Raw genomic sequence first — 23,658 nt, 5'->3', positions numbered from 1 at the left:
TGCAGGCTCGCCCTCACAGGTATTCCCCTTTAGCCTGCCGACATCCGTGCTTTGCGTCGGCGTCGGCTGATCAGCCCCAGCGCCACCGCGACCACCAGCACCACGCCGGCAAACTCCAGCCAAACCTTGTAAGGCCGTAGCGTCGAGCGAATCGGTTCCAGCGCCTGGGTGACGTAGCGTTTGTCGGCTTTCTGGAAGTCCGGTTCCTGGCACTGGTGACCGAAATCGCCGGCCCAGGTCACGTAAGGCCCTTCCTCGACATAACGCTGATACAGCGCGCTTTGCTCTTCCAGGCTGGAGTTGTAGCCCACCGCCTTGCACAACACCGCGGCAAACGCCTGGCTAGTGTGGGGCAGATAGTCAGCCGCCTTGCCCGCCAGCGCGGTGGCGACAAACCGATAGTGGTAACGCACGTCCGGTTGTGCGGCGCTGGCTTGCTGGCGTTGCACTTCACCCTCGGCCACCAGCGGCTCGACTTTCAGTTCGACCGGTTCAAAGCTGTAGCTTCCGCCCAGGCTGGCGTAGTCCGGCGCCATCTCATAGCCGAGCAGTTCCATGCCCCACCTGCGCGCCATCCACGACGCTTGGTAATAAGCCTCGGCCCGGCGGGTCGGCCACCATTTCGATTCGGCGTCCTGACGCAACTGCCCGTAGACCTGCGCCTTGTTCTGCAGATCGGGATTATCGAAGTAGGCCGGCGCCTCCTCGTAACGCCCTTCCCTCAACAGGCGGCGACCCAACAGGTTGCGCAGGCTCGCGGCGACCGGCAGCGGCACATAGTTGTCCCGATCCTGTTGGCTCAACGCCGGCGGCGCTGGAACCTGGGCGTCGACATACTGTTTGAGTTCCTCGACAGTCAGCACGCGCTCGGCGACTGCGGCGGCGTCGTACCAGTAATTGCTCTGGCCGCGATAAAGCTGATCGAAGGCTTGCAAGTAATCGCCGCGCTGCAAGGCAAGAATCGCGCTTTCCCCTTCGACCCGGCACTTGGGCTGAACCGACTCGAAATCCCAATCCGGTGTACGGCGACTGCCCCACGACTCATCGTCCGGGAAGGCCTGGGCCGCCTTGGCATAAGCCGCCGCCGCAGCCACCTTGTCACCGTCGCGCAACGCCAGCTTGGCTCGCACCCACCAGGCTAATCCGGAGTCGGGGGCTTTTTCCACGAAAGCCTTGGCGCTGGCGTAGTCACCGTGTTGATAACTCACCGCCGCCAGGCGATCAGCATCGTCAAGATTGCCTTGGGTGTTGGCTTGCAAGAGTTGGAACAGTCTTTTCTCGCCCGAAGGTTCCTCACCGTCCCACCAGCCAACGCGACTGAGCAGGTACGCAGTCGCCAGGCGCTGCACCGCCTTGCTCTTGAGCAACTCGCTCAAATGCTCGTCAGATTGCACGTTCAGGTCACCGGCCAGTTGCAACAGCGAGCTGTAGCCCACCGGTGAACCTTGCAATAACTGGCTCGCATACAAACCGATGGCACTGTCCCAGTCGTTGCTGGTGTAGGCCACCCGGGCTTCTTCGCCCAGGCTGGCGACGCCCAGTTCCAAGGGATCGCTAAAGCCGGCAACGCTCAGCTCGCGGGCCTGGCGAAACGCTTCGCGCGCCTGCTGGTGCAAGGCCGCCGGTTCGCCGCTGCCGGCCTCGGAACTCATGTTGAACAAGGCTCGCCCAAGGGAATACGCGGCCCAGGTGCTGCGCAGCGGACGCTGGTCGGCCGGTAACGCCAACAGTTGCTGGAACGACTCGACGGCACGTTGATGCTCGCCAGCGCTGAAAGCCGCCGCGCCGATGGCATACAAACGCAGCTCGTCAGGCAGCTTTGCCGCTTCGACAGCGATCTGCTCCGGATCCGTCATCGCCCGCAGCCGTTCCACCACCGCTTGCTGGGGTGGGGTCAGGCCGATCCGTTCGGCCTGATTGCGCTGTTCAATGTAGGAAGACACATCGTCATAGCTGTAATCGGGATTGCGCGTCGCCTCGGTGACCGGCTTGAGCCCGCTGATGGCCTGGCCGAGACGGCTGACTTCGAAGCGAAAGCTGCCTTCGGGCAGTTCGGCCAGGGATTGGGCGCGATTATCCAGCAGGCGCATCGGGAATTCCGGCCCGCACGCCAACGCGGAGCCCAACGGCAGGCTGAGGCTCAGACACAGCAGGCGACGAGGCCACTTACGGGTAAACATTGAAAGCTCCTTGTTCAATTTTTGTACAGCGCGCCCAGCCAATTGCCCGTTGCGCACCCGCAGCCAGGCGGCCTTGCTGAATGCGGGTGAAGGTAAGCAGTCCGGGACTTTGTTGCAACGTGTAACCCGCCAAGGCATCGACACCGTCACACGCGCCGACCGCCAGGGTCAGGCGTTGCGGCCAAGGGCTATCCAGATTGCCCTGGTTAACCAGGCGGATGTCGTACAGCCCGCCCCGCTCTTCCAACTGCAAGGCCAAGCGGCTGTCCAGGTTGTCCCCTCGGGCGACGGCGCTGAGGGTGGTCAGGCTCCAGGCCCGTCGGTCGCCGGCCAGTGGCAGGCGAAACCAGATCAGCCCGGCCAGATGCTTGGGCGGGTCGGCCCGCAAGTCGGCCGCCAATCCGGCGACTTGTTGCGGATCGGCCAGCAACTCCCGACGTTCGCCGACCCGATCGATCGGCACTTCGCTTTCAACCACCGGCCCGCCGCCGTCCTTTGTCAGCAACGCCACGCCGTAGGCGGGCATGGCCAGATAGAACGGCCGTGTGGTGACCGCACCCCAGCGCTCAGCCCAGCGCCGGGCCTGTTTCGGATCGAACAATCCCTGGCGTGGGTCGCTCACGGCATGGACTTGCAACACGCTGCTGTCTACCGTTGCCAGCAACCCTGGCAGTGCCGGGCTGTCGAGCCAGGCCGGCAGCGCCGTGATGCTCAGCCGCAAGCTTTCGGGCAACACCTGGCGCAGTTGGTGAAGGAATTTTCCGTAGGCCGGCAGCCGGCCGTTGCCGGCGTCGTGGTCGATCTCCACACCCACCGGCGCCAGGCCTTGGGCCTGCCAATCGCTCAAGACTTGCTGAATCTGCGCAATCACCTCGTCCTGATCCAGGGCTTTGAGCTGGCCGTCCAGGCGAATCACGGCAATCACAGGGCGGCCATCCGCCTTGAGCAAGGCCGGATCGATATGTGCGCGGCTCCACCCTGCCCCAGGGAACGCCTGCAATGCCAACACCCGCAAACTGGAGAAATCGCCACGGCTCTGACGCAGCGCCGACTCATGAGCCGGCGTCCACTGGCGTTGCCAGATATACAGCTGTTGGTCTAGAACGACCGGTGTCGGCTGCCCGCAGCCGCCCGACAGCAACGCGGCGAGCGCCAGCGAAAGCCGGAAAACAAATCTCATGAAACCTCACCACCCCAAATGGCCGGCAGATTACCGCCACATAGGTCGACAGCAAACCGGTGGCGAGGGAGCTTGCTCCCGCTCAGGTTGCGAAGCAGCCTCGGTAATGGGCGCTGCGCACCCAAGCGGGAGCAAGCTCCCTCGCCACAAGAAATCGCCCGATCAAGCAGGCTTACGCGCAATAATCACCTGACTCTTGGCTACCACCGCATCCAGCGCCTGCTTGATCTGCGCCCCGCGTGGCGAATCGAGCACCGCCTGCCAGGTGTCGGCCCAATGATTGAGCAGCGGGTGGTCGGCGTTGCTGAAGTCGACCTTGGCCTCCCAGAACAGCAGCATCCACATCGACCAATAGAACCCATACTGGCTGTGGCTCAACACCTCCAATCCGGCCTCGCTGACCATCGCCTTGAACTGCTCTTCGCTGATGATGCGAATGTGGTTGGGCTTCTGGAAATACTCCGGCGCGGCGATGTCCTTTTGCAGGTCTTCGGAGCTGGGGTGCGGCACGCTCAACAGGTACAGCGCACCGGGTTGGCCGACCCGCACCAGTTCGGCGAGAAACTGCGCCGGGTCATCGACGTGCTCGATGACTTCGGTGGAGACCACCCGAGTCGCCGTGGCATCGGCGAGGGGCAGCGGGTTGCAGTCGGTCACGTGGCATTCGACGCCCCGCGCCGGCGTGTCGCTCAAGCGCTGGCGCGTGGCCTCGACCTTGGCCGCGTCGATGTCGGCGATGATGATCTTCGCCCCACGCATCGCGCAAAAATGCACGTTGCCGCCATCGCCGCAGCCCACGTCCAGCAGCGTGTCGTCAGCCGTTACCGGAAAACCGCTGAACAGCTCTCCCGTCTGCTGGTTGAACCAGCCACTGAGCATCGCATCGTGCAGCCCGAGCATATAAGGGTCGACCTTATCAGCGGCAGGCGTAGCGGGCGCGGGCGTGCCCGTGGTGAGTTTCTTCAAAAGGCTCAGCATGAAGGGGCTCCGGAGACAGGAAGGGTTCGGGCGGCGGACAGGCGTCCGACCAGTTGGGCGCCGCGATTGCGCAGGGGCATTTCCACCAGCCGGTAGTTGAGCTCGCTCAGCAGGCCGATCAACAACAAGGCGCACGACAGGGCCAGCCAGGGATGGCTCGCCGGGTCCTGTGAGCCCAACGGCGCGAAACGAAACCACAACTCGCGCAGCAGGAAAAACACCGGGACGTGGATCAGGTAGATCCCGTAGGACCGACTGCCCACCCAGGTCAGCGCGGTCTTCAATCGGCCCCGAGGCAGCAGATAGTCCCGGTCATAGGAAGCCACCCAGACCAGCACCGCACTGAGTATCGCGATGGCCCCGAGTCGGTAGAAAGACAGGTTGAAGCGCTCGGTCGCGATCCAGGCCATCACGCCTCCGGCTGCTACGATCAACGCCAGCCCAAACCCGGGCCAGCGCAGCCATTTGGGCTCCAAGCGCCAATAACCCGGACGCAGACTCCAGATCGAGAGCAGCACGCCAAGCGCCAGGGCATCGGTGCGGATAACCGACAGCCACAGCGCCCGCCAGGTAAAGAACTGCACCACGACCACCGCCAACAGCACCCAGACCAGGTAGCGGCGCGAGACGAACACCAGCAGCGGCAAAATCAGATAGAACTGCTCTTCCAGCGACAGCGTCCAGTAGACGAAACTGGCGCCGTATTCATAGCGCATGAAGGCGTCGGCGAAGCGCAGGTTGGCAAATTGCAGGAAACCGGCCAAGGTCGCTTGCAGGTTGGCCTGCACGCTGCCGAACGCGCCGGAGCGATTGAAGAAGAACACTGCCAGCAGCACCAGCAGCAGCCACAGCCACGCCGACGGCAACAGACGAAACGCCCGGCGAATCCAGAATTCGCGGGTCACGGCCCAGTACTGTCGGGAGCTGTCGCAACCACGCAATTGGGGAATCAGGCTGCGCCCGATGACAAACCCCGAGATGGCAAAGAACAGATCCACCCCCCACCACAGCTGGAACGTACCGGCCAGTGCCGTCAGGCGCGGCCAGCCGCCCGGGAACATGCCCTGTATGTGATGGAAAAGCACCCCGCCCACCGCAATGGCGCGCAGCAACTCGATGTCCAGGATCCGCTTGCTGCTCATGCGCCACCCCTGGCCGAAGGATCGGGTTTGCGTGCAATGATGACCTGGCTCTTGGGCATGAACCGGTCCAGCACCTGTTTGATCGCCAAGCCATCGGGTTGCGTCAGCAAGTCCTGCCAGACACTGGCCCAGCGCTCCATCAAAGGCGGGTACGGCGCCTGGATGCGGTCGCGCACGGCGCCTTCAAGACTGCGCCCGGCCGCCTGTTGGCTGGCCCAGAAGAAAATCATGCCCATGACCCAGAAGAATCCGCTGGCCTGGCGATGCTCGATCACCAGCCCGGCGTCCTCCACCAGCGCGGCAAAGCGTTCGGCGCTGAAGATCTGCACATGGTTGGGCGATTGGAAATAGGCGGGCGGCGCGATGCCCTGTTGCAGATGCTCGCCCACCGGTGCCGGTACGCTGAGCAAGTACTGCGCTCCTGGCCGGCCCATGCGCACCAATTCGGCCATGAACGGTTCCGGCTGGTGGATATGCTCGAGCACTTCCATGCAGACGATTTTATTCGCACAGCCATCGGCCAGAGGCAGCGGCAAGCTGTTGCTCACCAATCCCAGGAACGGTGCGCCCGTATGCCCTGCGACCTGGCGCGCCAGATCACGCACCTTGTCGTGCTCGCTGTCGGTAAAGATCACCGATGCGCCCTGGCGCACGCCGAACAGGGTCGCCACGCCCTCTCCACAACCCACGTCCAGCAGAGTGTCGCCGGCGCCCAAGGCGAAGCCTTTGAGCAACTCGCCGGTCTCATTGCAGAACCAACCGTCCAGCATCGCATCGTAGAGCCCTGCATCACGGGGCGAAACGCGGTCGGTAGGTGACAGCGCAGGTTCAACTGGCGGCCTGAGCCGTGCTAGCCATCGCTGGATCATGGCTGTGACGCGCTCCGGCGACGCTCGGACAACTGCTGGAAGAACGTATGCAAACGCTGCTCGGCGTTGGCCTGGCTGCAGAATGTCTTCAGGCTGCGCACGGCATGGGCGGACATCCGGCGATAACGCTCGGGGTCGTTCTTGGCCACGTCATAGCTGGCGTGAAAGGCCGAGCACAGCGAGTCCCAGTCAGTGACGTAGCGCAGGGTTCGATAGGCCGCTCGGGGATCATGGGGCCAGGCGGTCAGCTCCTCTGTGGAGTCCACCACAAAGGCGTTGTCGTGGTCGATGTAATCGGCCATCGCCGTGTTCAGCGGTGCGATGGCCGGACGGCCGCAGGACATGAACTCCATCAGCGGCAGGCACTGCCCTTCGCCATAGGAACTGTTGACCACGTAGCGGGTGGCTTCCACTAGGCGCTCGTAATCCGCATCCGCCAGGTAACCGTGGATCAGCACGATACGACAGCGATAGGACTGGTTCTTGTAGACGTGATGCAGCATGTCGGTGAGCGCAGACGCGACGTCGTGGTGGGTCAGCTTGAGCACCAGCGTGGCGTCATCGACGTCGCGGAACGTGGTGCAAAAGGCGCTGATCATGTCCTTCCAGTTCTTGCGCCCGTCGTACGGGTTGAACACCGACGTATAGACCACACCGTCCAACAGCAGCTCGCAATCCTGGGGTGGGCCGTCGAGCACCAGCGGTGTGCCGGCCTGATGCGCCGGTGGGCCATAGGGACGCAGGTCGGTGGTGCGGCTGTCGATCAACAAGCCACGCAGTTGCAGACGCAGGTGCTCGACCGTTGGCCGTTGGGCCAGCAGTGCGCCTCGGGTGGCGAAGCGGTCCCATACGGGGGCCGCGATGGCGATGACGGGAAAGTCCGCTCCCATCACTTCGCGCACGGCGTTGACGGTGAAGCTGGAATGGGTGATCGCCATGCCGGTAGCACTCAGTACCACCCGCCAGTCATGTCGGGGTTCTCCTTGCCAGCTCTCGGTAGGGATGGTGCTGAACTCCCAGGCGAATACCGGAATCGTCGGGCAAGCATAGTGAGCGGCGGTGCGATGGGGTGGAGAAAAGGACAGGAATACGCAATCCTCGCCACGTCTCTGGCATTCGGCGTACAGCTGATCGACTTCCTCGTCCGGGCGGGTCACTTCGACCACCTGCCCCAGCCGCTCCAGCACCGGGCGAAACTCCTTGAGCACGAAGTAATAGCTGTATTCAGGCTTGCCGAGGTTTTCCAGGATGTTGGTCTGGTTGGTTTCCGAATAAATGATGATCAGCATGAGGCCGCACCTGCGCTGGCGACGAATGGCAGTTGCTCGGCACCCGCGGGCGGCACCAGGAAATCCGCCAGGCGCTGCCGCACCGGCTCGAAGCCGCAATAACGGCGCATCCGCTCGTTCGCTGCTTCGGCCATGGCCTGGTAGGCCTGCGGTTGGTGCCGGGCCATGGCATAGCTCTGCTCATAGGCGAGTTTCAACGACCCCCAATCCGGTCGGTGGCGCAGGGTACGATACAAAATGCGCGAATCTTCCGGCCAGATGGTCGGCTCACGGCTGGACTTGACGATAAAGGCCACCTCAGGGTCGATGTAGTCGCGCATCGCTGTGTGGTCCGGCGCGATGGCCGGCCGGGCGCAGGACATGAACTCCATCAGCGGCAGGCACAAGCCTTCGCAGCGCGAAGCATTGACGTAGAAGCTCGCCGCACCATACAAACGGGCAAACTGTTCGTCCTTCAGAAAGCCGTGCATCACCACCACCCGACAACTGAACGGCGACAATTGCGATAACAACGTGAGCAACTCGACGTAATAGGTCGACAGGTCGTTCTGAGTCATCTTCAACACCAGCGTGGCGTCCTCGACGTCCCGCAGGGCCCAGCAGAATGCTGTGATCAGGTGGTGCCAGTTCTTGCGCCCGTCATCGGGATTGAACACGCTGACATACACCACCCCGCTGACCTGGGTCTCCACGATTTGGCTGGTATCTGGCAGGATCGCCTGGGGGTGCTCCGGTGGTGGCGGCTCGGGTGGCGGCTCGACAAACACCGGGACCGGCGGGGTTGCCGGCCCTCGCAACAGCCGGCTGCTCAAAATACGCAGCGGCACCGGCATCAGGTCGCGGACCGCTTCACGATACCAGCACAACAGGTTGTGCTTGATCTGCCATAAGCGGCCCTGCTCGGCGCTACGCGTAAAGACACGAATGACCTCACGCAGGTAATGGCGAGAGATGAATGCACGCCGCCGCCAGGTAGGCGGCGCCGGCTCGGCAACGGGCACAGGCTCGGGTACCGGCTCAGGCACAGCTTCATCTTCGATGAGCGGTGCAATCAGGCCATCGGCCGAAAGCCCGAGGGAGCGGGTGTCGATGATGCACCCCCGAATTTGCAGGACCGCGCCCGGGTTCACCGGCACACTCGGATATTGCTCACGAACAGCGGCAAAGCGCTCCCACAGCGGCGTCGGTAACACCAACACCGGGAAATCCTCGCCCAGGGTCCGCCGGATCGCCTCGGCGGTATGACTGGACAGCGTAATCACCCGGCCATGGCGGGCCAGCGTACGACTCCAGTCGTGGCGAGGATCGTCGTCCCAATGCTCGGCTGGAATCGAATCGAATTCCCATGCCACCACACAGACCATCGGGCACTGCAAATCCAACGGTGTCTTGTGCGGCGGGGAAAATGAAAGAAACAGGCAGTCCTGCCCGGCTCGCTGCAATGTCAGGTACAAAGGATCGACCTCGGCAACCGACGACACCACATGCACCTGACCCAGGCTCTCAAGAACCGGGCGGTAAGCCTTGAGGACGAAGTAGTAGCTGTACTCCGGGCGGCCGAGGCTACGGCTGATGGAGTGATCGTTCACGTCCGAGTAAAGAATGAAATTCATGGCACCCCATCATCGGGCCGCCATCCTGGCAGCCTTTCTTCACGACGGCCGAGTCACGGAGCGAACCGGCCGGAGCCGCATTCGTCGATGATCTTGTTACCGTCTCGTTCTTGTTGTTGTGGCCCTTTCCTACAACATGATCCGAAGACCGAAATGCGGGGGCGGGCAGCGTGACGAGGGGCATTCTAAACACATCCGCCAAGGGTTCGTGAACCGCCTGGCGCGAATAAACCGACTATAAATATGAGAACTGACCAGTCACGTTTTTCACTGTTGAAATTGCCGCAGATTTGGCACAGATTGACCGTCAAACAATTACAACAAACGCGCCTCCAGGCTGATCGATGAGCGATTTTTCCCCGATCTTACGGAAATTTCCCACACCGGCTCGCCATAAGTGAAGCGTCCACAGAAGGGGATTGATGCTTGAAAAAACGTCTGTTCATTACGGGCCTCAGCGGTTTCGTGGGACGTCACATCAAATCTCATCTGGAAAACCACGAGGCGTGGCAGGTGATATCGGTCCCTGTCCGCTATGACCTGACAGACGCCAAGACCCTGGAGGGTCTCTGGCCTGAAATACCCGACGCCGTGATCCACCTGGCAGGCCAGACATTCGTTCCCGAATCCTTCCGTGACCCGGCGCGTACCCTGCAAATCAACCTGCTCGGCACCCTCAACCTGCTTCAGGCCCTCAAGGCCCGAGGTTTCACCGGTACCTTCCTGTATGTCAGCTCCGGTGATGTCTATGGCCAGGTCAGCGAAGACCAGTTGCCTATCACCGAAGGGCACCCCCCTGCCCCGCGCAACCCCTATGCCGTGAGCAAGCTCTCGGCCGAACTGCTGAGCCTGCAATGGGGCATGAGCGAAGGGTGGCCGGTACTGGTGGCGCGCCCGTTCAATCACATTGGCCCCGGTCAGAAAGACAGTTTCGTGATCGCCAGTGCCGCCCGGCAGATCAGCCGTATCAAACAGGGCCTGCAACCGGCCCGGCTGCAAGTGGGCGATATCGACGTGACCCGCGACTTTCTGGATGTCAGCGACGTGATCGCGGCCTACCTGGCCTTGCTGGACAAGGGTACGCCGGGACAGGTCTACAACATCTGCTCGGGGCAAGAGCAGAGCATCCGCCACCTGATCGAACAACTGGCAGACATCGCCCAGGTCGATGTGCAACTGATCCAGGACCCTACGCGTCTTCGCCGCGCAGAACAGCGTCGTGTCTGTGGTAGCCAAGCCAAGCTAAGACAAGCCACCGGATGGACGCCTGAAACAACAACACAACAATCCTTGCGGGCGATCCTGTCCGACTGGGAGATACGGGTACAAGAAGAATGAAAAGTGCATTGATCACAGGGATCACCGGCCAGGACGGCGCGTATCTGGCCAAGTTGCTGCTCGACAAGGGTTACAGGGTCCACGGCCTGGTGGCGCGGCGCAGCAGCGATTCGCGCTGGCGGCTGCGAGAGATGGGGATCGAACAGGACATCGTCTACCTGGACGGTGACATGGCTGACGCCTGCTCGGTCCAGCGGGCCGTGATCAAGTCTGCTGCGCACGAAGTGTATAACCTGGCCGCCCAGAGCTTTGTCGCCGCGTCCTGGGACCAGCCGGTGACCACCGGCATCGTCGACGGGCTGGGGGTCACCCACCTGCTCGAAGCCATTCGCCAGTTCAGTCCCGAAACCCGTTTCTACCAGGCCTCCACCAGCGAAATGTTCGGGCTGATCCAGGCCGAGCGACAGGACGAGCACACGCCGTTCTACCCCCGCAGCCCCTATGGCGTGGCGAAACTGTACGGCCACTGGATCACCGTCAACTACCGCGAGAGCTTCGGCCTGCACGCCAGCAGCGGCATCCTGTTCAACCACGAATCGCCCCTGCGCGGCATCGAGTTCGTGACCCGCAAGGTCACCGACGCCGCTGCGCGCATCAAGCAGGGCAAGCAGACCGAACTGCGCCTGGGCAATATCGACGCCAAGCGCGACTGGGGTTTTGCCGGTGACTACGTCGAAGCCATGTGGCTGATGTTGCAGCAGGACAAGCCCGACGATTTCGTGGTGGCCACCGGAATCACCACCACCGTGCGCGAGATGTGCAGAATTGCCTTCGAGCATGTGGGCCTGGATTACCGCGACTACGTGAAGATCGACCCGGCGTTTTTCCGCCCGGCCGAAGTCGAAGTGCTGCTCGGCAACCCGGCCAAGGCCCAGCGGGTCCTGGGCTGGAAGCCCAGGACCGATCTCGACACCCTGATCCGCATGATGATGGATGCGGATATGAAACGCGTTGCCAAGGAGTAGGCCATGCTCATTCCCGTGATTCTTTCCGGCGGTGCCGGGACGAGGCTGTGGCCGGTGTCCCGCGAAGGCCATCCGAAACCCTTCATGATCCTGCCCGACGGCCAGTCGCTGCTGGGCAAGACGTATCGTCGTGCCGCCGGGCTGTTCGACGGTCGCGGCGATATTGTCACCGTGACCAATCGCGAGTACTACTTCCAGAGCCGCGACCATTATCAAAGCGCCCAGCTGCAACGGCATCGCGGGCATTTCGTGCTGGAACCGACCGGCCGTAACACCGCGCCGGCCATCGCCGCCGCGACCCTGGCGGTACAAGCGCTGCACGGCGACGATGCGATCCTGGTGGTAATGCCCGCCGACCACCTGATCCGGGATGAGGCCGCGTTCAGGTCCTCCGTGGAGCATGCAGTGGAACTGGCAAAGAGCGGGCACCTGGTGACCTTCGGCGTACTGCCCACGGCCGCCGAAACCGGCTTCGGTTATATCGAGCGCGGCGAGCCGCTGGATACCAAGGGCGCGGCCAGGGTCGTGCGTTTCGTTGAAAAACCGGATCTGCAGACCGCCACCCATTACCTGGAAAGTGGCCGGTTCCTGTGGAATTCCGGGATGTTCTGCTTTTGCGTCAAGACCCTGCTGGCGGAGCTGCAAACCCACGCACCCGAGCTGTTGGAGCAGGCGCGGGTCTGCGTTACGGCCAGCACAGCCGTGGAGACTTCAGGCTGCGTGCAACAGGAGTTGTCCGCGAGCCATTTCAGCGACATGCCGGACATCTCCATCGACTACGCCTTGATGGAGCGCTCCACCAACGTCGTGGTGATTCCAGCCTCATTTGACTGGAGCGACATCGGCTCCTGGAACGCCGTGGCTGACCTGGTGCCCGCCGATGCCCGGAACAACCGCGCCACGGGCGAGGCGTTGTTCATCGACAGCCAGAACAACTTTGTCCAGGGCGAGGACCGCCTCGTGGCCGCTCTGGGCGTGGAAAACCTGATCATCATCGACACCGCAGACGCCGTGTTGGTGGCCCACGCCGACCGCGCCCAGGACGTACGCCGCGTGGCACGGCAACTCAAGGATAAGGACCACGAAGCCTATCGCCTGCACCGTACGGTCAGCCGCCCCTGGGGCAGTTACACCGTGCTCGAGGAAGGCCGCCGCTTCAAGATCAAGCGCATCGTGGTCAAGCCCGGCGCGTCGCTGTCGCTGCAGATGCACCACCACCGCAACGAGCATTGGGTAGTGGTCGAAGGCATGGCCAAGGTCACCAACAACGGCTCGGGTTCGCACCTGGTGGCCAAGAACGAATCGACGTTCATCCCCGCCGGCCACAAGCATCGCCTGGAGAACCCCGGCGTGATCGACCTGGTCATCATCGAAGTCCAGAGCGGTGAATACCTGGGCGAAGACGACATCGTGCGCTTCGAGGATCACTACGGCAGGGTCGTATGATGTTGCTGGCATTGCAGCGCACACTGTGGAGCTACCGCGGCTTCGTCCTCGGCAGCGTCAAGCGCGAGTTCCAGGCGCGGTATCGCAACTCGTTGTTCGGCGCGTTGTGGACAGTGCTCAACCCGCTGTCGATGATCCTGGTCTACACGGTGATTTTTTCCCACATCATGCGCGCGCGCCTGCCAGGGGTAGAAGACGGCATGGCCTACAGCGTCTACCTGTGTGCCGGGCTTCTGACCTGGGGGCTGTTCGCGGAAATCACCACCCGCAGCCAGGGCATGTTCCTGGAAAACGCCAACCTTTTGAAAAAAATCAGCTTTCCCCGGATCTGTCTGCCGGTGATCGTGCTGCTCAATGCCGGGATCAACTTTGCGATCATCCTCGGATTGTTTCTCGGCTTCCTGCTGATCACCGGTCGCCTGCCGGGCTTGAGCCTACTGGCGTTAGTGCCGTTGCTGGCCCTGCAAGTGATGTTCGCCGCCGGGCTGGGCATGCTGTTGGGAATTCTCAATGTGTTTTTCCGCGACGTCGGCCAGCTGTTCGGGATTTTCCTGCAATTCTGGTTCTGGCTGACGCCGATCGTGTATCCGATGACGATTCTTCCGCCATCGGTCCAGCAACTGCTCGTCTTCAATCCCATGACCGCCCTGATGCAGAGCTACCAGAACCTGTTCCTGTATAACCAGTGGCCGGCCTGGGGTTCGCTGACGCCGCTGCTGGTGGTCGGCCTGCTGTTGTGCGCCGTGGGCTTGCGGATGTTCCGTCAGCGCGGCGGTGAGATGGTGGACGAACTCTGATGGGACATTTGCGCGTCAGTGGCCTGGGCAAGGCCTACAAGCAGTATCCGAATCGCTGGAGCCGGCTGTTCGAATGGGCGATTCCGTTTTCCCCTCCACGTCATCAGTTGCACTGGATCCTGCAAGGCGTGGATTTCGAGATCCAGCCTGGCGAGGCCGTTGGCATCGTCGGGGTCAACGGCGCCGGTAAAAGCACCTTGCTCAAGATGATCACCGGCACCACCCAACCCACCTGCGGCCACATCGAGGTGCGAGGTCGCGTGGCCGCATTGCTGGAATTGGGCATGGGTTTTCACCCGGACTTCACGGGCCGCCAGAACGCGTTCATGGCCGGTCAGTTGTTGGGCATGCAGGTAGAAGAAATCCAGGCACTGATGCCGCAGATCGAAGGGTTTGCCGAAATTGGCGAGGCCATCGACCAACCGGTGCGCACCTATTCCAGCGGCATGCAGATGCGCCTGGCCTTCAGCGTCGCCACTGCCCGGCGACCGGATATTCTGATCGTCGACGAAGCGCTGTCGGTGGGCGACGCCTACTTCCAGCACAAGAGCTTCGAGCGCATCCGCAGCTTCCGCAAAGCCGGCACGACCTTGCTGATCGTGTCCCATGACCGTTCGGCAATCCAGTCGATCTGCGACAGCGCGATCCTGCTCGAAAACGGACGCATGGCCATGCACGGCAGGCCCGAAGAAGTGATGGACTATTACAACGCGATGCTGGCCCAGCGCGAAGGTCAGATCGTGCGCCAGGAAATGCTCGCCAACGGCCAGGTGCGGACGATTTCCGGCACCGGCGAGGCCGGTATTCTCGATGTACAACTGCTCGACAGCCACGGCCAGCCGGTGGAAGTGGCCGAGATTGGCCAACCGATGGTATTGCAGGTGCGGGTCGAGATCCGCAAGGACATCGAGCGGCTGGTGCTGGGCTTCCTGATCAAGGACCGCCTCGGCCAGCCCATGTACGGCATCAATACCCATCGCCAGGACCAGGCCGTCACCGACCTGGTGGCCGGCGAACGCATCACCTTCCGCTTCAGCTTCGACATGCGCCTGGGCAAGGGCAACTATTCCGTTGCCCTGAGCCTGTCGCGACTGGATTCGCATCTGGACCGCAATTTCGAGTGGCGCGACTATGGACTGGTTTTTCACGTGATCAACAATCGCCAGGAAGATTTCGTTGGCTGTTCGTGGCTAGCGGCCCGGACCAGCATCCAGCGTTCCAGCCGGCCTGCCGTCGAAGCGCTTGCGCAAAAGGAGTTGCCATGACTCGCCTGTTGGTGGATTGCACCTACGTGTACGATCACCCGAGTGACAACTCCGGCATTCAGCGGGTAGTGCGCAATGTGATTCGCGAGCTACCGGCCAAAGACCAGCAGCGCGAATGCATTCCAGTGGTGATGCTGCAGGGTGAGCTGTACGAAGTGAAAAGCCTGGCGCCGCTGCCTGCAAAGGGCCTGGACCTGGCCGGCCTGCGGGCAAAGCTGCAACAGTTCGCCAATCTCTTCTGGCTAAGGCAGCGAACCCTCGAACGGCGGCGCCCCTTCAGCCAATCCGTTTGGGCCCGTCGTCTGTTGTACTGGGGCTGCCGGTTATTCGCCGTGGCCTGTCTGAGCATCCCGATCCGGCTGATCGACCGTGTCCTCACCCGCGAACAAGCCCCGGCACGCAGCGTACCGTTGCAACACCGTGCAGGTGACCAGCTGGTGTTACTGGATTCCTCGTGGCACTCCGGCTTTTTCCCCTTGGCCGAACGGCTCAAGCGCGACGGCGTCGGGATCATCTCCGTGATCTACGACCTGATCCCTCTGACTCATCCGCAATTCTGCGACGCAGGGCTGGTCAAGGTATTCAACCATTGGTTCGACTGGATCGCCCGCACCGCCGACGGCTACATGGCTATTTCCACCACCATCCGCGACCAGGTGCGCGAGGAACTGGTACGGCGCATCGGCGCACAGCAAGCACAAGAACGTTGGTTCGACTATTTCCACTTGGGTAGCGAACTGGATCTGGTGGACCCCAACCTCAAGGTCGACCAGGATCTGCAGCGAATGCTCGAGAAACCCGAGCCGGTATTTCTGATGGTCAGCACCATCGAGCCGCGCAAAAACCATGCGTATCTGCTCGACGCCTTTGAACGCGCCTGGGCGTCCGGCTCACGGGCACGGTTGTGCATCGTCGGGAAAATCGGCTGGAAATGCGAAGCCCTGATCGAACGGATCGAACGTCATCCGCAACTCAACAAACGCCTGTTCATGTTCAACAATCTTTCGGACCGAAGCCTCGAACATGCCTACCAGCATGCCACCGCACTGGTGTTCCCATCCTACGTGGAAGGCTTCGGCCTGCCCCTGGTCGAAGCCATGCAACGCGGCCTGCCGGCGATGGGCAGTGACATCGAAGTGTTTCGGGAGATCGGCGGCGACTTCATGGTCTATTTCGACCTCGATGACCCGCAAAGCCTGGCGGACCTGGTCACCGGCATGGAGCTCAGCGGGATTTTTCCGGCAGCTCGCCCTCTGAACCAATGGCAATGGCTGAGCTGGCGCCAGGCCAGTGAGCAACTGGTGGAACGCATCGAACATCACGTGACGACTACTGCCTCCGACCGGGAAACGGTATGCGGATAGCCTTCAACGCCCGGATTCTCCAGGCCCCTCGTACCGGAATCGGCCATTACGTGGCGGAACTGGCAATGGCCCTGACCCGGGAACCAGATGTGCACTTGTCTCTGTTTCACGGCTGGGGCTGGAGTTCGCAGTTGCCGCAAGCCGCCATGCCGGGCTATTCGCGCCTGGGCCCACTGCTGCGCCAGGTTCCGGGGGCCTATCGGGCGCGTCGCTGGCTTGAACAGAAACGCTTCGATCAGCGCCGTTCCCAGGTCATCGACCTGTACCACGAGCCCAGCCTGTGGCCGCTGGCCTTCGACGGTCCGACCGTGATGACCCTGCATGATTTGACTCACCTGCGTTATCCCGAAACGCAACCGCCAGCCCGGCTCAGGGAAATCGAGCGCAGGTTGGGCCACGCCGTGGAACAGGCACGACTGATCCTGACGGACTCGCAGTTCATCGCCGATGAAGTCCGGCAGCACTTCGGTCTGCCAGCCGAACGCCTGCGAGTTGCCCCGCTGGGCATCTCGGCACGTTTCCACCCTCGTGAACCCGAGGCTATCGACGGCGTGCTCAAGGCCCACGGGTTGGAGGCGGGTCGCTATTTACTGTGCGTCGGTACGCTGGAGCCGCGCAAGAACCTGTCGCTCGCCCTGCGAGCCCACGCAGCCTTGCCCGAGTCGGTGCGCCAGGCCTTCCCTTTGTTTATCGTTGGAATGAGCGGATGGCAGCAGGCGCAGCTCAACGCCGAATTGAAAAGCGCCCTGGCCGACGGCCACGTATGTCTGGCTGGTTACTTACCGGACGAACAGGTGGCCCAGTTGCTGGCCGGCGCACGAGCACTGGTTTTTCCGTCGCGCTACGAAGGCTTCGGCCTGCCGGTGCTCGAAGCCATGGCCAGCGGCACGCCGGTGATCACCACCCGCTGCTCGGCAATGCCCGAAGTGGCGGGGCCAGCCGGCAACTATTGTGAACCGGACGATCCCCAGGAACTGCGGGAGGCTATGCTGCGGTTGATCGAAGACCGGCAGCACTGGCAGGCGTGCCGGGCGGCCGGATTGCAACAAGCGACGCTGTTTTCTTGGGAACGTTGCGCGAAGTTGACCGCTGCAGCGTATCGCCAGGCCTTGGGGGGTTGAATGCGAGTCCTGCACTTTTACAAAACCTACCTGCCTGATTCCATGGGCGGCATCGAACAGGTGATCTTTCAGCTGTGCGATAGCACCGACCGGTTGGCTATCGATAACACCGTGTTGACCCTGAGCGGGCGGCCAGACCCCGGGCCGATGAAGATCCGGCAGCATGTCGTGCATCAGGCTCGCATGGATTTCCAACTCGCCTCCACCGGGTTCTCCTACAGCGTTTTCAGAAAATTCCGCGAGCTGGCCGCCGAAGCCGACGTGATCAACTATCACTTTCCCTGGCCATTCATGGACGTGGTGCACTTTTGCAGCGCCATCAAAAAACCCTACGTCGTCACTTACCATTCGGACATTGTCCGCCAGCGCCATCTGCTGACGCTGTATCGGCCCTTGATGCGCCGCTTCCTGGACGGCGCCGATCGCATCGTCGCGGCATCGCCGAACTACGTGCACACCAGCGATGTGCTCAAGAATTACCCGGATAAAACCAGAGTCATCACCTACGGCCTCAACAAGACCAGTTATCCACAGCCTGACAGCGAGCGCATGGCGAGGTGGAAGGCCAAACTGGGCGAACGCTTCTTCCTGTTCGTCGGCGTGATGCGCTACTACAAAGGCCTGCACATTCTGCTCGATGCCCTTGAAGGCGTGGACTATCCGGTGGTCATCGTCGGTGCCGGCCCGCTGGAGAAGCAACTGCATGCCCAGGCCAAGGCACTGGGCCTGCGCAACCTGCATTTCCTCGGACGCCTGGGGGACGAAGACAAGGTGGCGCTACTGGAGCTGAGCTACGCCATCGTATTCCCCTCGCACCTGCGCTCGGAGGCCTTCGGCATTTCCCTGCTCGAAGGCGCGATGTTCGGTAAACCAATGATCTCCAGTGAAATCGGCACCGGCACCAGCTACATCAACATCCACGACGAAACCGGGCTGGTGGTGCCTCCCAGTAACCCCGAGGCGTTCCGCGAGGCAATGCGCACTCTGTGGGAAAACCCTGACCAGGCCCGAGCCATGGGCCAGAAGGCCGAAGCCCGCTACCGTCAGCTGTTCACCTCCGAAGAAATGGGACGCAGATGGGTGCGGCTGTATGAAGAAATGCTGGAGGAGCGGGCGCTGTCCTATGCCTAGGATCAGGATGCGCCACAAATCCCCGTGGCGAGGGAGCTCGCTCCCGCTGGGCTGCGCAGCAGACCTTTGATGTCACGCCGCAACATGAACCAACTACCGAGGAGCTGCTTGTTGGGGCTGCTGCGCAGCCCAGCGGGAGCAAGCTCCCTCGCCACAGGAAATTTCAGTTGTTTCAGGCGTGCCGCTGCAACCCCACGACCGTACGCGGCATGCCCACAAAATGCGGCAAGGCTTCGATCCGCGCCAGCCAGGCCTGAACGTTCGCGTAATCATCCAGCGACACATTGCCCTCCGGCGCGTGAGCGATATATGTGTAGGCGGAAATATCGGCGATGGTGGGCACATCACCGGCCAGATAGCGGCTGGTGCTCAGTTCCTGATCCACCACTTTCAACAGGCCGTGGGCACGGGCGATCACGTCCTCGGCGTTGTAGGCCGCACCAAACACCGTGATCAATCGCGCCGTCGCAGGCCCGGCGTGGATCGGCCCGGCAGCTGCCGACAACCAGCGCTGCACCCGGGCGGCACCGATCGGGTCGGTCGGCAACCAGCGGTCCTTGCCATACTTGGTCGCCAGGTACACCAGGATGGCGTTGGAGTCCGCCAGCACCACGCCGTCGTCGTCGATGACCGGTACCTGGCCAAACGCATTGATCGCCAGGAATTCAGGCGACTTGTGGGCGCCCTTGGCCAGGTCGACGAAAACCACTTCGACCGGCAGCTCAAGCAACGAAAGCATCAGTTGGACACGGTGCGAATGGCCGGAAAGTGGGAAGTGGTAGTGCTTGATAGGTTTCATGGTCAACTCCGCTGAGAGTGACGCCATCAGCACAACGGCGTCGATGGAGTCATCTTGCTCCGTGGGCGAAACCAGGAGAATCACCCGCAAATGCAATCCATCGTTTCGTCTCATGAAACAATCAATTCAACCGCTCAAGGCCGCATGTTCACGCAAGGCGCTGACCATGAAATCGACAAAACTGCGCACCCGCGCCGGCGCATTGCGGCCGCCCTGATAGACGACATGGATGGGCAGCGGCGGCAGCTCGAATTCAGCCAGGACGATTTCCAGTTCGCCGGCCGCCACATTGCCCGCCACTTGGTACGACAGGACCCGGGTCATGCCCAGCCCCTGGCAGGCGGCCGTAATCGCCGCCTGGTTGGCGGTCACTACCAGGCGCGGCAGGGGCCGGACGGCCATAGCCTGGCCTGCGTCGATGAAGGTCCAGTTCTTGATCTGGCCGATGGCCGAAGACGCCACCACCGGCATCCGCTCGAGGTCCTGAGGATGCTCGGGCCGTCCGTGGCGCGCAAAAAATCCAGGCGAACCGCACACCACACGGCGCACCTCGCCCACACGGATGGCGTGCAGGTTGCTGTCCGGAAGTTCGCCAATGCGCACCGCCACGTCGATGCCCTCCTCCACCATGCTGACCGTGCGGTCCAACAGCAGCGCATTGATGCAGACTTCCGGAAACCGTTGCAGGTAGTCGACCAGCGCCGGCGTGACGAACGACTGACCGAACAATACCGGCGCGGTAATCGTCAGTTGCCCTCGCGGCTGTACGTGGCTGCCGGCCGCCGAATCCTCGGCCTCCTGCAAGTCCGCGAGAATCCGCCGACTGTCATCGAGAAAACGCTGGCCGGCTTCGCTCAAGTAAACGTTGCGTGTGGTGCGCACCAACAGCGGCGTACCGATGCGTTGTTCAAGCCCCGCCACTGCCCGCGTCACGCTGGCCGCCGACAACCCCAGGCGCCGCGCTGCGGCCGAAAAGCCCGCATCCTGGGCGACTGCGACAAAGACCTGCATTTCCTGGAACCTGTCCATCCATCCCCCGATGAGAAATCCTGATACAAGTTTTCTAAACACCTCGAAGCAGCGCCACACGCCCAGTGTAGAGGCCCGGACCAGTGAACCACAGCCTGGCGCAGCCGGACACCAGGAGATTGGCGCCGCCCAGTGCGGCGGTGCTTGGTACCATCGCGCTCAATGACTGAAGGAAAACCCTGTGGGAGCGAGCCTGCTCGCGATGGCGTCGGAACAACATCCATGCATGTTGGCTGACACACCGCTATCGCGAGCAGGCTCGCTCCCACAGGGTACGTGTGCAACCCCATGGTTTGGCTTGAACTGAAAGGCCTGTTTTAGTGAATTCCATTTTTTCCCGTTCGAGTACGTCTCTCATCGCCCTGGCCAGCTGCGTACTGCTGGTCCCCATCACCCTACGCCTGGCACTCGGTTGGTCCGACCCCTTGGGCTACCTCTCGGACCTGGGCATTGGTGGTTTGCTGGTCGTGTTGCTCCACCGTCGCCCCTGGTGGCTGGCATTGCCGGTGTTGCTGGCCTGGAGTACGTTGATGCTCGCCAGCATCGAGTTGGTCAGCGCCGTCGGGCGGATGCCCAATCCCTCGGACCTGCATTATCTGTTCGATCCGCAGTTCGTCGAGAACTCCACCAGCGGCGGTTTCGCCCATCCCTGGCTGGCGGCGATCCAACTGGTGGCGCTGGCCCTCTGGCTGGTGGTCCGCTGGACCGGTCACCCTTCCCGGCAGGCGCGCTTGCCACGCCACGCCTGGGCATTGCCGGTGACGCTATTGCTGGTTCACAGCGCCGTGCAATCCTGGCGGCCGAGCGAGGCGGACCAGTGGAACGTATTCAACCTGCCACACCAACTGGTCGCGGCGGGCATCGTCGCCGGGCAGGAACGGGCCCAGCAATGGCTCGACGGCGATGCGGTGGATCCGGCCCCGCCCATGCAGGGGCTGACCCGACTGGACCTGAATGGGGAAAAACTGCTCGCCGCATCCGGGACCGCCCGCAACGTCCTGATCATTGCTCTGGAGGGTATTCCCGGAGCCTATGTGAAGGCCAACCGTCAGGCCTTGAATAGCCGCTATCAGGAACACCTGATGCCGCACCTCAGTGCCTGGGCCGAGCGTGGCATGAACACTCCTGATTACGTCCTGCATAGCCATCAGACCATTCGCGGCCTCTACGCGATGCTGTGTGGCGACTACGACAAGCTCGACGACGGCACGCCCAAAGGCGTCGAAATGCTCAACCAGACCCAGCGCAACCAGGCCTGCCTGCCGGCCCAGTTACGCCAGAACGGGTTCTCTACCCACTTCCTGCAGGGCGCCGGCCTGCGGTTCATGGCCAAGGACCGGATCATGCCGCACATCGGCTTCGACACGACCCTGGGCATGGACTGGTTCACCCGACCGGCCTACCTGCAATTCCCTTGGGGTATGGATGACAAGACTTTCTTCGAGGGCGCACTGGATTACGTCGCACAACTGCAACAGGCGGACAAACCCTGGATGCTCACTCTGCTGACCGTGGGCACCCACCAGCCGTACTCGGCGCCGGATGACTATCTGCAACGCTACGACACCGCCAAACAGGCCGCCGTCGGTTACCTGGATGACGCGCTGGAGAGCTTCCTGGCTGGCCTGGAGCGTCAGGGCATCCTGGACAGCACACTGGTGGTCATCACCTCGGACGAATCCCACGGCATCGATGATGTGCGCCTGGCGTCCTCCTGGGGGTTCAACCTGACCCTGGCCCCGGAACCATTGCCCCGAATCAAGAACGGCGTCTACGGCCATGTCGACCTGAGCGCCTCGATCCTCGATTACTTCGGCTTTGCAGTGCCCAGCTCGTTGTCCGGCCGCTCGATGTTCCGGGACTACCAGACAGGTCGGGAAATCATGTCATTCACCAATGGCAAGCTGCGCTATCACGATGGCAAGGGCCGGTTCACCGAATGCGATTTCCAGCAACGTTGCCGTGACTACACCAGCGAAGGCTTTATCGCCGATCACGCCAATTACGCCGGACAATTCAGCGGCCAGCGTGCCCGGTTGATCGACGCCCGCGCCGCGGCCCTGGGCCAGACCCTTTCACCTACGCCGCTGAACCAGCATTACCAGTTCGGCAGCGCGGACAAGATTCCACTGCCGGCCCAGGTCACCAACGACTGGACCGATAACCTGATCGGCGCTCAATACCTGGAGATGCCCAAGGGTTCGCAGACCCGTGTCAGCCTGACCATCCGCGCCCTGGAGCCGGAGCATGCTGCGTACATATCTCTCAAGGCCAAGGAGTTCGAACGCGATGTACCGATGGATTTGCCGACCGACGTAGCGGTCACGCCCGAGCAGCCGCTAGTGATGAACATCAGCTTCGACAACCCGCAACCGCGCAAGGCGTTTTCCTTTCACCTGCTCGGCCATGGCGTTGGAGCTATCGAGATCAGCGATTTCAGCGTCGTGACCGAGCCGCTCGATCAGGCGGACCAGCCGGAGTACCTGGATGACATGCAGGACGAGGGCGAGGTCCAGTCCAGTTGAGCCGACACCCTGAGGTCTGCACCGGGGTCAGTCCAGCAACCGATGCAGCTTGGCGTACTGCAATAGCATGATGGTCTTGCCGTCGCAGATCTCGCCGGTTTCGATCATGCCCAAGGCCTGGTCGAGGGGCATTTCCAGCACCTCGATCTCTTCGCCCTCCTCTTCGAGGCCACCACCTTCATGCTTTCGGTCCTCGTCGAAGTATTCGCCGACGAAAAAGTGCACCCGTTCAGTCACTGACCCTGGGCTCATGAAAGCCTCGAACACCTTGCGCACGTCCTGGATGATATAGCCGGTCTCTTCCTGGGTTTCCTTGCGGATGCAGGTGTCAGGGTCGTCGTTGTCCAGCAGGCCGGCGCAGGTTTCGATCAACAGCTCGTCGTAGCCGTTGACGAAGGCCGGGAAACGGAATTGCCGGGTCAGGACTACGGTCTGCTTGGCCTTGCTGTACAGCAGGATCGTCGCACCGTTGCCCCGGTCGTAAGTCTCGCGGGTCAGCTCGCGCCATTGGCCGTTGCGACCCAGGTAGTCATAGGTGGTCTTGCGCAGCACGTACCAATTGTCCGAGAGGACTTCGACGTGCTTGATGCGTACGCGGTCTTTGGTACTGATTGCCTGTGTCATCCA

At 62.1% G+C, this 23,658-nt stretch carries 19 protein-coding genes; 9 read left to right on the top strand and 10 right to left on the bottom strand.

What is annotated here, in order from left to right; all coding sequences use genetic code 11:
* Nucleotides 1-29: 29 nt before the first annotated feature.
* The 7 genes from ACLEJQ_RS10535 to ACLEJQ_RS10505 form a co-directional block, all read right to left on the bottom strand.
* Nucleotides 30-2,180 (bottom strand): tetratricopeptide repeat protein, encoded by a 2,151-nt coding sequence (locus ACLEJQ_RS10535; protein WP_440794661.1) that lies wholly within the window; start codon nucleotides 2,178-2,180, stop codon nucleotides 30-32.
* Nucleotides 2,167-3,360: a DUF3142 domain-containing protein gene (locus ACLEJQ_RS10530; RefSeq protein WP_440794659.1), complete on the bottom strand. Its 1,194-nt coding sequence runs from the start codon at nucleotides 3,358-3,360 to the stop codon at nucleotides 2,167-2,169. The genes ACLEJQ_RS10535 and ACLEJQ_RS10530 overlap by 14 nt, the downstream gene beginning before the upstream one ends.
* 162 nt (nucleotides 3,361-3,522) lie before the next feature.
* Nucleotides 3,523-4,338, bottom strand: a complete 816-nt coding sequence (locus ACLEJQ_RS10525; RefSeq protein WP_440794657.1) for a class I SAM-dependent methyltransferase — start codon at nucleotides 4,336-4,338, stop codon at nucleotides 3,523-3,525.
* Nucleotides 4,332-5,480: an acyltransferase family protein gene (locus ACLEJQ_RS10520; RefSeq protein WP_440794655.1), complete on the bottom strand. Its 1,149-nt coding sequence runs from the start codon at nucleotides 5,478-5,480 to the stop codon at nucleotides 4,332-4,334. Before ACLEJQ_RS10520 ends, ACLEJQ_RS10525 begins: the two co-directional genes overlap by 7 nt.
* Nucleotides 5,477-6,349, bottom strand: a complete 873-nt coding sequence (locus ACLEJQ_RS10515) for a class I SAM-dependent methyltransferase (RefSeq protein ID WP_440794653.1) — start codon at nucleotides 6,347-6,349, stop codon at nucleotides 5,477-5,479. Before ACLEJQ_RS10515 ends, ACLEJQ_RS10520 begins: the two co-directional genes overlap by 4 nt.
* Nucleotides 6,346-7,638, bottom strand: coding sequence for a glycosyltransferase (locus tag ACLEJQ_RS10510; RefSeq protein WP_440794651.1), 1,293 nt, complete (start codon nucleotides 7,636-7,638; stop codon nucleotides 6,346-6,348). Before ACLEJQ_RS10510 ends, ACLEJQ_RS10515 begins: the two co-directional genes overlap by 4 nt.
* Nucleotides 7,632-9,251, bottom strand: coding sequence for a glycosyltransferase (locus ACLEJQ_RS10505; RefSeq protein WP_440794649.1), 1,620 nt, complete (start codon nucleotides 9,249-9,251; stop codon nucleotides 7,632-7,634). The genes ACLEJQ_RS10510 and ACLEJQ_RS10505 overlap by 7 nt, the downstream gene beginning before the upstream one ends.
* A gap of 426 nt (nucleotides 9,252-9,677) precedes the next feature.
* Here ACLEJQ_RS10505 and ACLEJQ_RS10500 point away from each other — a divergent pair, with 426 nt between their 5' ends.
* From ACLEJQ_RS10500 to ACLEJQ_RS10465, 8 genes are read left to right on the top strand one after another with little or no spacing between them, the layout of a single operon-like run.
* Nucleotides 9,678-10,589 (top strand): GDP-mannose 4,6-dehydratase, encoded by a 912-nt coding sequence (locus ACLEJQ_RS10500; RefSeq protein ID WP_440794647.1) that lies wholly within the window; start codon nucleotides 9,678-9,680, stop codon nucleotides 10,587-10,589.
* Nucleotides 10,586-11,554, top strand: a complete 969-nt coding sequence (gmd, locus tag ACLEJQ_RS10495; RefSeq protein ID WP_440794645.1) for a GDP-mannose 4,6-dehydratase — start codon at nucleotides 10,586-10,588, stop codon at nucleotides 11,552-11,554. Before ACLEJQ_RS10500 ends, gmd begins: the two co-directional genes overlap by 4 nt.
* A 3-nt stretch (nucleotides 11,555-11,557) precedes the next feature.
* Nucleotides 11,558-13,000, top strand: a complete 1,443-nt coding sequence (locus ACLEJQ_RS10490) for a mannose-1-phosphate guanylyltransferase/mannose-6-phosphate isomerase (RefSeq protein WP_440794643.1) — start codon at nucleotides 11,558-11,560, stop codon at nucleotides 12,998-13,000.
* A complete protein-coding gene (locus ACLEJQ_RS10485; RefSeq protein WP_440794792.1) occupies nucleotides 13,000-13,797 on the top strand; it encodes an ABC transporter permease in 798 nt (265 codons plus the stop codon). Before ACLEJQ_RS10490 ends, ACLEJQ_RS10485 begins: the two co-directional genes overlap by 1 nt.
* Complete coding sequence (locus ACLEJQ_RS10480) at nucleotides 13,797-15,062, top strand: ABC transporter ATP-binding protein (protein WP_440794641.1); 1,266 nt, start codon at nucleotides 13,797-13,799, stop codon at nucleotides 15,060-15,062. Before ACLEJQ_RS10485 ends, ACLEJQ_RS10480 begins: the two co-directional genes overlap by 1 nt.
* Nucleotides 15,059-16,426 (top strand): glycosyltransferase family 4 protein, encoded by a 1,368-nt coding sequence (locus ACLEJQ_RS10475; protein WP_440794639.1) that lies wholly within the window; start codon nucleotides 15,059-15,061, stop codon nucleotides 16,424-16,426. The genes ACLEJQ_RS10480 and ACLEJQ_RS10475 overlap by 4 nt, the downstream gene beginning before the upstream one ends.
* Nucleotides 16,417-17,547 carry a glycosyltransferase family 4 protein gene (locus ACLEJQ_RS10470; protein WP_440794637.1) on the top strand — a complete coding sequence of 377 codons (1,131 nt, stop codon included), beginning with the start codon at nucleotides 16,417-16,419 and terminating at the stop codon, nucleotides 17,545-17,547. The genes ACLEJQ_RS10475 and ACLEJQ_RS10470 overlap by 10 nt, the downstream gene beginning before the upstream one ends.
* Nucleotides 17,548-18,678: a glycosyltransferase family 4 protein gene (locus tag ACLEJQ_RS10465; protein WP_440794635.1), complete on the top strand. Its 1,131-nt coding sequence runs from the start codon at nucleotides 17,548-17,550 to the stop codon at nucleotides 18,676-18,678.
* Between the two features lie 172 nt (nucleotides 18,679-18,850).
* On the opposite strand, the gene ACLEJQ_RS10460 is transcribed toward ACLEJQ_RS10465, so the two are convergent.
* Nucleotides 18,851-19,477: a glutathione S-transferase family protein gene (locus ACLEJQ_RS10460; protein WP_440794633.1), complete on the bottom strand. Its 627-nt coding sequence runs from the start codon at nucleotides 19,475-19,477 to the stop codon at nucleotides 18,851-18,853.
* 126 nt (nucleotides 19,478-19,603) lie between these two features.
* Complete coding sequence (locus ACLEJQ_RS10455) at nucleotides 19,604-20,506, bottom strand: LysR family transcriptional regulator (RefSeq protein ID WP_440794631.1); 903 nt, start codon at nucleotides 20,504-20,506, stop codon at nucleotides 19,604-19,606.
* Between the two features lie 320 nt (nucleotides 20,507-20,826).
* Between ACLEJQ_RS10455 and ACLEJQ_RS10450 the strand changes: the two genes are divergently transcribed.
* The gene (locus ACLEJQ_RS10450; protein WP_440794629.1) at nucleotides 20,827-23,031 is read left to right on the top strand and encodes an LTA synthase family protein; all 2,205 of its coding nucleotides are present in this window, start codon (nucleotides 20,827-20,829) and stop codon (nucleotides 23,029-23,031) included.
* Between the two features lie 27 nt (nucleotides 23,032-23,058).
* On the opposite strand, the gene nudK is transcribed toward ACLEJQ_RS10450, so the two are convergent.
* The gene (gene nudK, locus ACLEJQ_RS10445) at nucleotides 23,059-23,655 is read right to left on the bottom strand and encodes a GDP-mannose pyrophosphatase NudK (RefSeq protein ID WP_440794627.1); all 597 of its coding nucleotides are present in this window, start codon (nucleotides 23,653-23,655) and stop codon (nucleotides 23,059-23,061) included.
* Between the last annotated feature and the right edge of the window lie 3 nt (nucleotides 23,656-23,658).

The sequence above is a fragment of the Pseudomonas sp. SMV71 genome (assembly GCF_052042015.1).
In the GTDB taxonomy this organism is placed as follows: domain Bacteria; phylum Pseudomonadota; class Gammaproteobacteria; order Pseudomonadales; family Pseudomonadaceae; genus Aquipseudomonas.
The sequence above is the reverse complement of the archived record's forward strand: the minus strand, read 5'-3'. Positions and strand labels throughout refer to the sequence as shown.